14 protein-coding genes and 1 riboswitch are annotated in these 14,502 nt (G+C 39.1%); of the genes, 10 read left to right on the top strand and 4 right to left on the bottom strand.

Features of this window, described 5'->3' with window-relative positions; all coding sequences use genetic code 11:
• The first annotated feature begins 111 nt into the window (after positions 1–111).
• Positions 112–1,497, top strand: a complete 1,386-nt coding sequence (gene murF, locus AAJG31_RS04960) for a UDP-N-acetylmuramoyl-tripeptide--D-alanyl-D-alanine ligase (RefSeq protein ID WP_305210592.1) — start codon at positions 112–114, stop codon at positions 1,495–1,497.
• A 341-nt stretch (positions 1,498–1,838) separates the two neighbouring features.
• Here murF and AAJG31_RS04955 read toward each other — a convergent pair whose 3' ends face one another.
• Positions 1,839–2,780: an NlpC/P60 family protein gene (locus AAJG31_RS04955; protein WP_231595546.1), complete on the bottom strand. Its 942-nt coding sequence runs from the start codon at positions 2,778–2,780 to the stop codon at positions 1,839–1,841.
• A gap of 241 nt (positions 2,781–3,021) precedes the next feature.
• A complete protein-coding gene (locus AAJG31_RS04950; protein ID WP_048390278.1) occupies positions 3,022–3,387 on the bottom strand; it encodes a VOC family protein in 366 nt (121 codons plus the stop codon).
• 479 nt (positions 3,388–3,866) lie between these two features.
• Positions 3,867–4,059: riboswitch (cobalamin riboswitch) on the top strand.
• 29 nt (positions 4,060–4,088) lie between these two features.
• On the opposite strand from AAJG31_RS04950, the gene AAJG31_RS04945 reads away from it, so the two are divergent.
• From AAJG31_RS04945 to AAJG31_RS04905, 9 genes are all read left to right on the top strand, one after another.
• Positions 4,089–4,211, top strand: coding sequence for a hypothetical protein (locus AAJG31_RS04945; protein ID WP_004229388.1), 123 nt, complete (start codon positions 4,089–4,091; stop codon positions 4,209–4,211).
• A 62-nt stretch (positions 4,212–4,273) separates the two neighbouring features.
• Entirely contained in the window at positions 4,274–4,441 is a 168-nt protein-coding gene (locus AAJG31_RS04940; RefSeq protein WP_167444835.1) for a hypothetical protein, read from the top strand.
• A gap of 98 nt (positions 4,442–4,539) precedes the next feature.
• Positions 4,540–5,157 (top strand): TetR/AcrR family transcriptional regulator, encoded by a 618-nt coding sequence (locus AAJG31_RS04935; protein ID WP_259948774.1) that lies wholly within the window; start codon positions 4,540–4,542, stop codon positions 5,155–5,157.
• 15 nt (positions 5,158–5,172) lie between these two features.
• Positions 5,173–6,192, top strand: a complete 1,020-nt coding sequence (locus AAJG31_RS04930; protein WP_279494620.1) for a 2,3-butanediol dehydrogenase — start codon at positions 5,173–5,175, stop codon at positions 6,190–6,192.
• Between the two features lie 177 nt (positions 6,193–6,369).
• Positions 6,370–7,731: a PepSY domain-containing protein gene (locus tag AAJG31_RS04925; protein WP_279494621.1), complete on the top strand. Its 1,362-nt coding sequence runs from the start codon at positions 6,370–6,372 to the stop codon at positions 7,729–7,731.
• Positions 7,732–7,911: 180 nt separating this feature from the next.
• On the top strand, positions 7,912–9,390 hold the full coding sequence (locus tag AAJG31_RS04920; protein ID WP_279494622.1) for a HAMP domain-containing sensor histidine kinase: 1,479 nt from the start codon (positions 7,912–7,914) through the stop codon (positions 9,388–9,390).
• Positions 9,368–10,054 (top strand): response regulator transcription factor, encoded by a 687-nt coding sequence (locus AAJG31_RS04915; protein WP_048390285.1) that lies wholly within the window; start codon positions 9,368–9,370, stop codon positions 10,052–10,054. Before AAJG31_RS04920 ends, AAJG31_RS04915 begins: the two co-directional genes overlap by 23 nt.
• A gap of 115 nt (positions 10,055–10,169) precedes the next feature.
• Positions 10,170–10,880, top strand: coding sequence for an ankyrin repeat domain-containing protein (locus tag AAJG31_RS04910; protein WP_115673959.1), 711 nt, complete (start codon positions 10,170–10,172; stop codon positions 10,878–10,880).
• 713 nt (positions 10,881–11,593) lie between these two features.
• On the top strand, positions 11,594–12,676 hold the full coding sequence (locus tag AAJG31_RS04905; protein ID WP_279494623.1) for a hypothetical protein: 1,083 nt from the start codon (positions 11,594–11,596) through the stop codon (positions 12,674–12,676).
• 110 nt (positions 12,677–12,786) lie between these two features.
• Here AAJG31_RS04905 and AAJG31_RS04900 read toward each other — a convergent pair whose 3' ends face one another.
• On the bottom strand, positions 12,787–13,392 hold the full coding sequence (locus tag AAJG31_RS04900; protein WP_004229368.1) for a response regulator transcription factor: 606 nt from the start codon (positions 13,390–13,392) through the stop codon (positions 12,787–12,789).
• Positions 13,389–14,501 carry a sensor histidine kinase gene (locus AAJG31_RS04895; RefSeq protein WP_066037427.1) on the bottom strand — a complete coding sequence of 371 codons (1,113 nt, stop codon included), beginning with the start codon at positions 14,499–14,501 and terminating at the stop codon, positions 13,389–13,391. Before AAJG31_RS04895 ends, AAJG31_RS04900 begins: the two co-directional genes overlap by 4 nt.
• Position 14,502 lies beyond the last annotated feature (1 nt).

The following is a 14,502-nucleotide window of genomic DNA, read 5'->3' as shown; positions in this document are numbered from 1 at the left end:
CATAGAAGAGCTTTCTAATAAGGTATAGTAATTGATCAAAAAGCAGCACGCTAGATCAAGAGAAGAAATAAGTCATCTACAAGATTGATAAAGAGAGGAGGCGTAGTACACTTGCAATCCATTAGTGTGCAGAAACTTAGGAATGTCCTACAGGGAAAGCTCATTCACGGATCTGAACAATGGTCTGTTAAGCAGGCGATCTACTATAATCGGCATGATTTAACAAAGAGCCATTCGCTCCTGTTTGTTAGTCGAAACGATCAAATCAACTGGCAAGAGATTGATCGGAAAGGTCCGTCTCTTATCATATCCGATAAACCGTCTACAGAGTTAAAAAATGCACTGGAGAATACAACCGTTTTACAAGTGAAAAGTGTTGCACAGGCATATTGGACATTTATCGAGTATTATCGTGGGCTCTTTGAAATTCCCGTTGTGGCTTTAACAGGAACTTGTGGGAAAACAACGACAAAAGAGATGTTAAAACATATTGCTAGTAAGCATTGGCAAGTGCAAGCATCCATCAGTAGTAAAAACGAGCCAAGGCAATCATTACCTTATTTAACGGGCATTGACGATAAAACACAAGCCGCTATCTTTGAATTAGGCTTAGGGAATACGGGGAATATTAAACATCAATGTATGATCTATCAGCCAACTATTGGGATCATTACAAACATTGGTGTGCATCATCTAGATGGCTGTCTCAATTTGGAGGGCTATATTAAGGCTAAGGCAGAAATTGTGGAAGGCATTAAAGAAGATGGCACGTTAATCATCAATGCTGATGATGCCAATACTAAAAAAATCTCATTGAAAAGATTTAAAGGGAAGATTATCAAGTTTGGCTTACAGGATACGGCAGATTACAAGGCTTCGAAAGTGGAGTTTGCCAATACGGGCATGAAGTTTGTTTTAGAGGTAGCGGATGAAACATACAATGTGTTTGTCCCAGGCTATGGAGAGCATCAGGTCTATAATGCCTTAGCCGCGATTGCAGCTAGCCATGAAATGGGGCTGACCATTCGTCAGGCAATCGCAGGACTAAGAACATTTAAACAGATGGCAAGACATTTAGAATTTACGACAGGACTTGGTGACAGTACAATTATTGATGATACATGGACAAATAACCCAACATCTGTAGAGGCAGCCTTAAAAGTGCTAGATACGGTGGGAAAAGACAAAAAGGTCATTCTTGTTTTAGGGGATATAAAGCGATTAGGCAATTTTGAAGAAAAATATCATCGCGAAATCGGCTCCATGGTAGCACTAAGAAAGATCGATACATTGATTACCATCGGCAAAAGGGCAGAGAAGATTGCCGATCAAGCGCAAAAGGATGGAACCAGCGCAGAGGTTCATACGTTTAAAGAGGTAGCAGGCGTTTTAGAATTATTGACACCAAAGCTAGATGCGGACACGATAGTTTTAATTAAGGGACCGATGTCTAGTAGATCCATGATCGAATTTGCCAATAAACTAAAAAACGCATAGAAAAAGGGTGTCTCAAAATGAATGAGACACCCAATTCTTACTTATTTTAAAACACGCCGAGCTGTTACCCATGTTATGCTTAAACTTTGTTTCACAACAGTTCGTTGTCATATTAATATATTAATATATTGATTACTCCCTATAATAGATCCTCGTTTGTGTGATTTCTATTGGTAGAGATGAATAATAAATCTACTTTTTGAAACTGAGATTTTTGAATACATTTACCAACTAAAACTTGTGTTTGCTAATTTATTCTTCAACTCAATACCATGTTTCTTAAAGACATAGTAAGTAAAACCTGTACTTGTAAAAGTCAGTGCACTTAACAGGGCGTAGAGTTATTTAGTAGAGATAACGCGCTTCGCAGTAATATAGTGTTGAGCATAATAATCAACAAATAATACTCTTGTCATGACACCATCGGAATTAGGGATGATGATACGGTGATCGCCTGCATAAATCCCTACAAGAGAAGGTTTTTTTGAACCTTTCACACTATTAAAGAAGACTAAATCACCCTTTTTCAAATTAGCACGCGCTACAGTTGATCCTTTGCTCATTAAACCGCTTAAAGAAGTTGATCCGAGTTTAACGCCACTTTTACGATAGATGAAATCGACAAATGCTGGAGCGGTAAAGCGTAGACTTGACTCATTTGTTGTCGAGCTAATCGATACTTTATTTTTATAAGTCAGCGCATTCTCAACAATTTTATCGCCTTTTGTAGCAGGGTTGGCAGATAGCAGAGTAGGTAATACTCTACGTGCCGATACATAGTTTTCTTTATAATACGGCTTACTATTTAAATCAGAGATAACTATATTTTGTTTGGTATCAGCCATATGGATGATTTTATTGTCGCCAATATACATGCCGACATGGTCGGGATCAGTTCCTGTTTTTTTACTTTTAAAGAACACTAAATCGCCTTTTTGTAATTGGTTTCTCGCTACATAAGTCCCTTGCTGAATCATATAATTTTCATTATACGTACCAAGGTCTACCCCGTTTTTCTCGAAGATGTACATTAAAAATGAAGCACAAGAAAATTTGTATGGGTATGTAGGCTTGTAAACCGAATTGCTGTATGTTGCTTGCCCCATTAAGCTTTTACCAGTCTGAATTAATTGGTCTGCTTTTGCAGCTACCGCCTGTGCGTTGTTCTGAGCATTTGTTGTCGCAGCCTCTACTTGTATTGGCTGGATCGCTGTTTGCACCATTCCAAATGAACTAAATCCAATTGTTAATGCAAGTGTTGTAGATAAAAATCGTTTATTCATGTTTTGTAACCTCCTAAAGCATCTAGTAGGATTTCTCCTGTATACCTTTGCCATGGAAATAATCGTAGCATGAAAAAGTAGGGCTTCTGGGCGGTAAATGTTACCAGGGTAACTGAAGGGAGGGCTTCAACACTTGCTATAAAAGGCTTTATCAAGGGAATTTACAGTTTTATTACAAATGTTTCAGTAAGATGTAATATGGAACAATTCCATGAAAAAAGCTGCCCCAAAACGAGGCAGCCTACACGATTTTCTGTATCATTTCTACACGATTACCAAAGGGATCACGGAATTCAAAACGCTCGTAATGAGGAATAGGCACAGAATCGAGTATCTTGATTTGATGAGCTGCGAGTTTCTTCCGCCAATACTGAATATCCGCTACTTGATACGCAATATGCGCCTTTGTGGTCAAACGATCGAAGCCATCCTCTGTCCCTACATGGACCTCCTGTTGACCAAGCTGTAACCAAAATCCCCCACGTCCTTTAAGAGAATCAGGCTTCTCTAATTCTTGAAGTCCTAAGACATGACAATAAAAATCCTTCCCTTGCTCCTCACAACCTTTCGGAATTGTAATTTGAACATGATGTAAACCCATTATCATCTCAGACCGCCCCCTTTTTTTCTTAATTATAGAGTAATTTCTAAATATTTGAAATGGATGGGAGGATAGAATTTGAACTGGTGGATAGAACTTCAAAAGTGGAGGAATGAATTCAAAAACTGGCGGATAGAATCATCAAATGGAAGGATAGAGTTTAAACTAGCGGATAGAACTTCAAAAGTGGAGGATAGAATTCAAAAACTGGTGGATTGAATCATCAAATGGAAGGATAGAGTTTAAACTAGCGGATAGAATTTCAAAAGTAGAGGATAGAATTCAAAAACTGGCGGATAGAATCATCAAATGGAAGGATAGAGTTTAAACTGGTGGATAGAACTTTAAAAGTGGAGGATAACGCTTCGAATCAAGTGGATAAAACCTCAAAAGAGAGGGATAGAGCTCTAAATCTAATCTTTAGAACTTCAAAAGCCCAACATTTCTATTCTGTTAAGATTTAATACTATGGTATAATAATAAAAACGGAATAATAGGATAGAGGTACAAATTAGATTTTTTAATTTGTTTAAAAGGGAAGATCGGTGTGAATCCGACGCTGTCCCGCAACTGTAAATGGGAGCACATTTCAAAAGGCCACTGTTACGAGTCGTAATGGGAAGGTGAAAGGTGTGATGAACATAAGCCAGGAGACCTGCCTTTATCTAGTACAGCCAAAAAACCTACGCGGATAGGGGGTGTTGAGTGTGACTAGAGAATTTCTCCTGCATGCTCATAGTACGATGATTGCTAAAAAGGGTGCTTCTATGTTTAATAGAAAGCTTCTTTCCATCTGGCAATCACCGTATTATGTCGTGTATTTGTCATAGTAGACATCTTTCTGATGAGGGAAAGATGTTTTTTTATGGAAAAAATTAAAGGAGCGGTCCACATGAATCCACAAGTTGTTGAGTACTATGAAAGCTTATTCAAATTTGAAATTATGCAAGAGCCTAAACCCTTAAAGGAGCTTGTCGAACAATATGTTGGGCATGATGCTTCACATGAGCAATCTATTTTAGCAGCATACGCAAATGTTTTGAAAGAATTAAGAGGATAGATATTTGGCTACTTCGAAAAACGAAGTAGCCATTTTTTAATAAGCGCATGCTTTGACAATTAATAATAGTAGGCGTACAATTTCGTTGAACAACTGTTTTGAACGTTTGTTCAAAAAAAGAGGTGAGAACTATCGATCAAAAAGAAAAAAATAAAGAGGTAAAGGATCAAATTTTACAAGCGGCAAAAACCTTGTTTTCATCAAGGGGCTTTGATGGCACCACGGTGAGACAAATTTGTGAAGAAGCAGATGTGTCACTTGCACTTGTTTCCTATCATTTTGGTGGCAAGGAAAATGTCTTTAATGCATTATTTGAACCGCTACGCCACACCTTTATGAATGCTCATTATGACGTTCAAGATTCAATCGGTGCGCTTCGTAGCTTTTGTCGTAACTTTGTTCTTTACCGAATCCAGGAGCATGAGTTAATTGATATATTACAGCAAGAAATAGTCATGAATAGTCCTAGGCTTGAGATGCTAAAGGATGTGTTTTTACCTTCCTGGGAGCAACTTCGGACAATTTTATTGGCTTGTCAGGAGCAGCAGACCATTTACTTCGAGTCACTTGATGTTGCACTGAACTTTATTATGGGAACGTTAATGTATTCGTTGAACAATCCCTTTTTAAACCGTTCTTCATTACAAGCAACACCCGATCAGATTGCGGAGCTTGCAGTGAACTTCGTGTTACATGGTCTTCAAACAAACTTATAAAAAGAAGGTAATAGAATGAAAGCAGCAAAATTTTACGGTGTAAAAGATATTCGAGTAGAGGAGGCACAACTGCCAGCACTAGAGCCAGGCATGGTGAAAGTAAAAGTTGCCTTTGCAGGAATTTGTGGTAGTGATTTACATGAATATGCTGGTGGGGCTTATGCATTCCGTACACAACCCGTATTAGGGCATGAATTTGCAGGTGTCGTTGTAGAGGTTGCAAAAGGCGTTACACAGACAAAAGTAGGAGATCGTGTGGCAGTGGAGCCACCAATTCCATGTGGTAAATGTGATAATTGTCGACGTGGCTATTCCAACTTATGTAAACGTGGTCAATCTTATGGCTATACAATTTCTGGCGGATTTGCAGAATATGCAGTTGTACAAGAAGAAAATATTCACCTTCTTCCTGACAATATGAGCCTAGAGCTAGGCGCACTTGTTGAACCTACAGCAGTCGCGGTTCACGCAGTTCGTCAAAGTCAATTAAAGCTTGGCGATACAGCTGCTATTTTTGGTGCGGGTCCTATTGGTTTATTGGTCTTGCAGGCTGTGAAGGCTGCGGGAGCAAGTGAAATTTTTGTCGTAGAGGTATCCGATGAACGACGCCAAAAAGCACTTGAATTAGGCGCAACGTATGTCATTAATCCAATTGATACGGATGCAGTAGCGTTTGTACGTGAAAAAACAACTGGTGGGGTAGATGTTGCGTATGATGCAGCAGGTGTGCAAGCAACATTTACAAGCGGTGTTAGTGCTGTTCATCCAGGTGGCGAATTTAAAATCGTCAGCGTTTGGGAAAGACCTGTAGAATTTAACCCTAATGCGGTGGTTTCTCCAGAGGTAAAAATCAGTGGCTCGTTTGCCTATGTGAATATTTTCCCTGAAGTGATTCGATTACTTGCTCGTGGTGTAATTGATGGACAAGCTGTTATCACAAGCCAGATTGCAATAGAGGATATCGTAGAAAAAGGCTTTGAAGCTTTAACAAAGGATCGTAGCCAATGTAAAATTCTTGTGAATATGAGCATGTAATTGTCTGAAATCATAGCCGAACTTGAGGTTTGGCTATGATTTTTTGGGCCACCTTAATAACATAATACCAATTGGAATACATTTGTTTGTCATAAAACTGCCTTTAGGACTTCATTCATATTTCACTTTTTACTTATATAATTAATCTGCTATAAATAGAGAGATTGGAGATTAAATATGAAAAATTTGCTTTATTCTAGGTTTTGGCGACTTCATTTTTTCGCAGCACTTTTTATTACGCCTTTATTGCTGTCTCTCACATTAAGTGGGATTGGTTATTTGTTTTTTACAGATGTAGAAAATCGATTATATGACGATTATTTCTTTGGTGAGAGCCATAAGGAAGAGGTCTTAACAATTGATGATGCCGTGGAAAAAGCGGAGTCGGCATTTGCAGGATACTCTACTACGAAAGTGATTATGTTGGAGGAGCCATATAATACGCGTTTAACTTTATCAAATGGCACTAAACAAAAGTACGTATTTTTAGATGATCACAATCAAATGGTTGGTAGTCAGGACGCCGATTATACATTTTCAAATATTATGAGAAATACGCATAGCTCCCTCTTTATTGGTGGTACCTTTGTAAACTATTTAGTAGAGCTAGCAGCTTGTTGGACGATCTTTTTATTACTGTCAGGTCTTTATATGACATTCAAAGGAAATCTCCTAAAGAAGGGCAAGTCGGAGAATAAGAGGCAAAAAAGTAAGAGATTGCATGCACTTGTTGGGACAATTATTACCATTCCAATGGTGATGTTCATTTCGACTGGGCTATTATGGTCTGCTTTTCAAGGTTCCATGCTTGCAGATATAGCGTCAGAAAATCCTACTTTTGGGTATCCATTACTCCAACAAAAGCCACCAACATCTGATGACTCTGAAATACCTTGGGCGACTCGTCAATTAGAGGCACCGACATCAGAAGGAGAACATGCCCAACATCATGGCGGTGGAGCTGTCCGTTATACGAACGATAGCCAAATGACGATTGCTCAGCTTGAAAAAGAAATCAATTCGATGAACATTGCTAAGCCTTACTCTATAATTTATCCGTCAAACGGTGAGGGCGTCTATACAGTGGCGAAGGCTAGTAATTCTGGTGTAACAGGGCTAGATGTAAAACCTACAGCCGAAGCCACAATGTATTTTGATCAGTATAGTGGCAAGTTTATCGATCAAGTGAATTATGACGATTATGGCCCATTAGCTAAATTCTTTACATGGGGAATACCATTACATGAGGGGCATTTATTCGGCTGGCCGAATAAGCTTTTAAACTTAGTGGTTTGTCTAGCCTTCTTAGCCGTAATCGTGTGGGGCATTCGCACTTGGATTTTACGTAGAAAAAAAGGGGAGCTGTCTGCACCACCGCAAATTTCTCATAAAATATCCATGCCATTCATTATTTTCCTTGTCATATTAGGGATTATGATGCCGCTATTTGGTGCGTCATTAATCGCTGTGGTAGTAATTGAATTTATCCTTTTAGGTTGGCAAACAAAGAAGAAGCTAAGAGCACAAGAAACTAAATAAAGCAAAGATGATACGGCACAGCGGGTTTGTGCCGTATCTTTTTTTGTTTATTTCATTTATAGGAACGCAATACTATACTGAAGCGGCAAAAATGTTTATAGATTTTTCAGCATGATTTTATAAAGTTTTAAGATTTGTATGGTACATTGCTAGTAGTTTCAGCTTATGGGGGGGATGTAGATGTCAATAAAAACAAGGTTTTTGCTATCTTATGTGGGTGTCATAATCATTGCCATCACACTATTACTAGCAGCGGTTTTTCTTTTTTCCTTTGCCATTACAGGTGATGTCAAAGCGATTGAGCATTTTTATAAAAAATCTTATGTCCAAAAGCCTTTGACGACAGTAGAGGAAAATGCGTTTCTAGATTTAAAATTACTAGCTAAAAAAAGTCCCCAGCAGCTTTTAGATCTCGAACAGCTTGAACAAATCAATGCGCCTTCGATAGAGATTGTGGTACGAAAAGATCATCAAATCGTGTATTCAACACAGAAAGAGCATAAACAATTATTGCTTCAAAGCTTACCTAGCTTTGAAGCGACCAATATTAATTCTCGTGACACCATCATGATAAATCGAGCCTTTTATACGTATGTTAAATTTGATTTTTATTTTCCAGATCAAACAGAGGGCAGTATTTTCGTATTGAGAGAGGTTAGTTCCCATGCAGAGGTAACGAGGGAACTGCTACCGATTCTTTTAGGTATTTTATTTGTCCTGTTTATGATGATTATTGGCTTTTTAAATTATTTAGTATCAAGAAGTATTATTAAACCGATTTCGGCATTAAAGGAAGGGGCAGAACGAATTAAATCGGGCGACTTGGATTTTGAAATTGCGACCCACTCGAAGGATGAAATTGGTCAGCTGAATCGGTCATTCGAGGAAATGAGAGTCAAATTAAAAGAATCTATCCAGCTTCAGCTTCAATATGAGGAAAATCGAAAGGAGCTCATCTCCAATATATCCCATGATTTAAAAACGCCGATGACTTCCATTATCGGCTATGTGGAGGGCATTAAAGATGGTGTGGCAAATACAGAGGAAAAGATGGATAAATATTTAACTACTATCTATACAAAGGCAAAGGATATGGATGTATTAATTGATGAGCTATTCTTATTTTCTAAATTGGATTTGAAAAAGATTCCCTTCCAGTTGGAAAGCATCAATCTCCAGCAATATATGCATGATTATGTAGAGGATGCAAGCTTTGATTTTATTGCACGAGATATTCATTTACAATATCTATCAGCAGGCTCGCCGCTTTTGGCAATGGTGGACCGAGATAAATTAAGACGTGTCCTGACGAACCTTTTAAGTAATAGCGAAAAATATATGGATAAGCCGTATAAGCAAATTATTATTTCCTTGCATGAGCGAGCAGAGGATGCGATTATTCAGGTAACAGATAATGGTGCAGGCATTGATCCTGTCGCATTGCCCTATATTTTTGATCGATTTTACCGTGCGGAGCCTTCACGTAATTCGCAAACAGGAGGCAGTGGCTTAGGGTTAGCCATTGCCAAACAAATCGTTGTTGAAATGGGTGGCGATATTTGGGCAAAGAGTGAATTAGCAAAGGGGACGAGCATATTCATTTCATTGAAAAAGGCTGAGGAGAAGGTGAATCATCATGAAAAAAATTCTGCTAATTGAAGACGAAGTGAGCATAGCTGAGCTTCAACGAGATTATTTAGAGATTAATGGCTTTACAGTAGATATCCAACATCATGGAGAGGATGGGCTACAGCAGGCACTTAAAGGTAATTATGATTTAATCATTTTGGATATTATGCTACCAGGGATAAGTGGCTTTGACATTTGTAAACAGATTCGAGCGGTACACAATATTCCCATTTTATTTGTTTCAGCTAAAAAGGAGGATATTGATAAAATTCGTGGTCTTGGACTAGGGGCGGATGATTATATTACAAAACCATTTAGTCCGAGTGAATTAGTGGCAAGGGTCAAGGCCCATTTGTCGAGATATGAGCGTCTGGCGACCCATCAACAAACAAATCATATGATGTCCATTCATGGTATTACAATCGATACTTCGGCTAGAAAGGTGTTTGTTAATGGTGAGGAGATTGCCTTTACAACGAAGGAATTTGATTTACTTGTCTTTTTTGTTAGACACCCCAATCAAGTATTAAGCAAGGAACAGCTATATGAGCGAAACTGGGGCTATGAATCAGCTGCAGACGTTTCGACTGTCACTGTTCATATACGAAAGCTACGCGAAAAAATTGAACGAGAGCCAGCGCATCCCAAGTTTTTGGAAACAGTATGGGGTGCAGGCTATCGCTTCAATGTTTAAGTAAAACTACCTCGTCCTTGTGGCGGGGTAGTTTTTTTAGACTTTTTTAAGAATTCGTTAATGGGCAATTTAGCATTACCGCTTACACTGAGGAAGGAAAGGCGGTGTTTTAAAATTGAAAAAAAGGCAGGCAGTAATCATTGCATTAACATTTTTACTTCAAGGGTGTGCCTCAATTGATACAGAAACAATACAGCATGATAAAGGTGGGAGTGAAGTGGTGGGAACAGAATGGGCGAGTGAGTTGCTCAATGCAGCTGAAAGGGGAGATATCGATGGGCTTCAACATGCTTTGAAACAAAAAGGGGACATCAATGTACAAGATTCAAATAATCGAACAGCTTTGATGATAGCTACCTATAATCAGGATATAGAGGCAGTTAAATTATTAATAGATGCAGGAGCAGATGTTAATATTCAGGATAATCAGCAAAATACGCCATTTCTCTATGCAGGTGCGGAGGGCTATCTGGGTATTTTAAAGATGACCATTCAAGCTGGTGCTGATCCGACTATTTTAAATCGATATGGGGGAACAGCACTCATACCAGCAGCAGAGCATGGTCATGTGGAGGTCATCGAGGAGCTATTGAGCAATACCGATATTGACGTCAATCATGTGAATCATTTAGGCTGGACAGCCCTGATGGAGGCGATTGTCTTAAATAACGGCAATCCAACACAGCAAACCGTAATACAACGACTAATTGAACATGGTGCTGATGTAAATATTCCCGATCAAAATAACGTGACACCATTGCAACATGCAAAACAACGAGGATTTAAAGCAATCGAACAAATTCTACTTGCAGCAGGCGCAAAGTAACCCAAACTGTAGAGACGGCTCTCTACAGTTTTCTTAGTGTTGAAAAACAAAACAGTCAATTGAAAGGTAGAAATGGATTTCCGTTGCAGGCTACTTGCTTTCCTGTGGGCGAGCGCCGAATCACTTCCTCCGCTACCGCTCCATTTAGAGTTTCGCCTGTCTTGCTATCCCACGGGAGTCAAGCAGCCTTCCACTTCAACCCACTAACTTATTAGCAAAGGTTTTCAAATAAAGTGAAGGTGTTCACTACTCTTTATGAAGTGTTGTCATGCATCACTTCTCCACATTGAAAATAACAACTTATCCCCTCTAAGAATACAGTTAATGGACCATTTGTTACTATAAAAAAGTAAAGACACTTTGCAGAATGGTTGATTGGAGTGGAGCCAGCGTCACTCCTAGGGGATTTAGCGTCAAGAGGAGACCCTGGAGCGAACGTAAGTGAGTGAAGCGGCTCATCGGACGCCCCCTGGAAAGGACGCTGGTGTAACGGAAATCAACCCCTCGACTTGCAAAGTTGCTTTTTCTGGCGTTGACATCATCTTTTTTCAACAACATGCAAACTGTAAAGACAGCTCTCTACAGTTTTTTGTTCTTAAATTATTTTTCCTATTTTTTAATTCTTTTTTAATAGTTTATTTATTAGCAGTTTAGATATGGACTTTATGATAAATTTTGTAAACCAAATTTCACCATAAAGGAGAGTTCAACAAATGAAATTAAGAAAACGTATTGTCCCAGCAGCATTGGCTTTATCCGTAGTATCAGCAGGTCTAGTAACCATAGGCGAGCCATTAAATGCAGATGCGGCAAGCAATAAAGCAGTAGTAGCGGAAAACGAGCAAGTAGCTAAAATTACAAACATCAAGCCATTAAATACAATGACACTACAAATTACATTTAATCAGCCATTAGCAGCAGCTGATGTAGACCTAAATCATTTAGATGTTATAAAAAAACATTTTACGTTTAATGGAGATTTAGAGATTGTCAATGTGCCACGCTTAATGACAGGCTCTAAGAGTACATATATTGTACCAACAACATTCCAAGAAGATGATTTTATCTATACATTGAGCTATAAAGAGCAACGCAATAAAGTTTTTGAGGGCACAGATGAAAAGGTATATGTACGCAATGTGGAGCAAGTCACAAATGATACATTTACATTGGAATCCTTTCAGGAGGATGGCGTAGTAGATTATGCTAATATTATTGAAGCCTATCGCGCAGGCCGTGGAGATTTAGCATTTAGCTTAGATGGTCATAATCGAGATGCTAGCGGCAAACGCTTTGATGTTATTTCTTCCTTACGTGATCGCTATGTGACGGTGAGAACAAGTGAGGGAGAAGAGTTTGTTGCTAATTATGTACCATTTACACAAGCAGCTGATGGCAGACAGGCTCCACAATTTAGACTCCCTGCTGGCAAGGTTTTAAAACCAGGTGTGACTTACCGTGTGTACGCACAATGGGCGGAAATAGATGTAAGGAGCTTTGTAGCGAAAGAAATCGCGCCAATCACTCTGCAAACAGCGAAAGCCATGGATGAAAAATCCTTTGAATTACAATTAAGAAACGATCCGCAATCTGATTTACTTGCTGGCCGAAGTGTAGCGTTAAAAGGCAGTGATGGGAGTACATTGCAAGCACAATATCGTTATTCATCACGTAAAGGTGCTGTGGGCATTTTTGATCTAACGAATGGTGGTACGTTGAAAGCAAATGTCAGCTATACCGTAATCCCATTAAACAACTGGGCTATAGCAACAGATTTAGTTCTACAAGGAAAATAAACGTTCTTTTGCTTAATAAAACAATGAATCTGTCATTTGAAGCCTAATAAATGGAACGTATTTTATGCTAACATTGTAAAAATCTCGTCACAGCTGTGGCGAGATTTTTTTTATAGCCAGCCTTTTTCACCTGCTACCTGAGCGGCTTGCTGTCTAGATTCAACTTGTAGCTTTTGAATAGAGGTAGATAAATAATTGCGAATCGTGCCCTTCGTTAAAAATAACTGCTTACTGATTTCGTTTGTGGTCAAGCCTTTTTTGACTAGCTGAAGCACCGCAATTTCTCGTTCATTTAAAGGGTTTTGCTCCTTCATAAATAAGGAGGCGGCTAAATCCTTGCTGACCACCTTTTCTCCTTGCATGATTTTTCGAATAGTAGCAATTAAATAATCGATGGGTTCATCTTTCAATAGATAGCCGTGTACCTCGCAATCCATTGCCTTCTGCAAATAACCAGGGCGTGCAAAGGTTGTTACAATCATTACCTTGCAAGGGAGGTTGGCCTGTTTAATTTTTTCAGCAAGCTCAAGCCCTGATAGATGGGGCATTTCAATATCGACTAGGCAAATATCTGGTGGCTCCTGCTGGATCAATTCCCATGCTTGTTGTCCATCTGCCACCTCAGCTATGACCTCAATATCAGGCTCAAACGCTAGTAGCGAAGTTAGGGCACCACGTAACATTTGTTGGTCTTCTGCTAGTAATACACGTATCATCTTAGAGGCTCCTTTCCATCTTGAATTGGTAGAGTGAGGGTGACGCTTGTGCCTACTGGTGTGTCACTTTCAATCAGGGCAAAGCCTTGCAGCATATGCATTCTTTCTTTTATGGAGTGGATGCCATTCCCACGTCCTTGTGACTGTAAACCGATGCCATCGTCTTTCATCACAAGTGTATAGTGTCCAGCACAACATTGAATGGTGAAATGACATTTTTTTGCCTGACTATGCTTGAGAATATTCGTAGTCGTCTCTCGTACACATAGAGCAAGCATCGTTTCCTCCACACTAGAAAGTACGATTTGAGGACATTGATTGTCAAGGGTTGTCGTAATATTCGCGCTTTGTAAAAGCTGTTGGCAATGAATAAGCTCCGTTTGCAAAGAAATAAAATTCATATCAGACACAAGCTCACGTACTTGTTTTAAGGCGGTACGGGTAGTGGCTAATATGTCATGTAGCTCAGGCTTCACGCTTGAAGGATCTCGGTCAATCAGTTTGGTCGTTAGTTCGGTTTTTACTTTAATCATTGTGAGCGTATGGCCAATTGTATCATGAAGGTCTCTAGCGATCCGTTGTCGTTCCTCTTGCTGAACAAGCTGTGTATTTACGTCTGCCAGCTCAGCCTGCAGATTTTTCGACTTTTCCACAAAATAAATGAGAATCGGGAGCACCAGTTGAAACATCATAATCGGTACTAGTACCTGTGATTCTTTTGGTAAAAGGGAATCTGTTGTCATGTACAAAACCGTCAAAAACATGACAGCGATGGCTACAATCCCACAGGCAATATGCCATTTTGATTTTGCACGTCCTAGTAAGTCGGCAAAGGTAAAGCCAAAAATAAGCATAAAAGGATCGACAATTATGCTAAGTAAGGTGATAAGGACAAAGGCTACTAGAGATGCAGTAAGTAGCGTCCAATCTCGATGCCATAAAGCAATGTAGAAGGCTATTAGGTATAAAAGGAGCACTGTTATTTTCATAGCTAAGGGAAGGGAATGAGACCCTAATACTAATGCGAATAGGAAAATGACAGAAGCTGCATCAATGATTAAATAATGCTTAATTTGTTCTCTAGGATATATTTTTATTACTAGCACCATC

The sequence above is a fragment of the Lysinibacillus sp. BS3 genome, assembly GCF_039614735.1.
In the GTDB taxonomy this organism is placed as follows: Bacteria; Bacillota; Bacilli; order Bacillales_A; family Planococcaceae; genus Lysinibacillus; species Lysinibacillus capsici.
The sequence above is the reverse complement of the archived record's forward strand: the minus strand, read 5'-3'. Positions and strand labels throughout refer to the sequence as shown.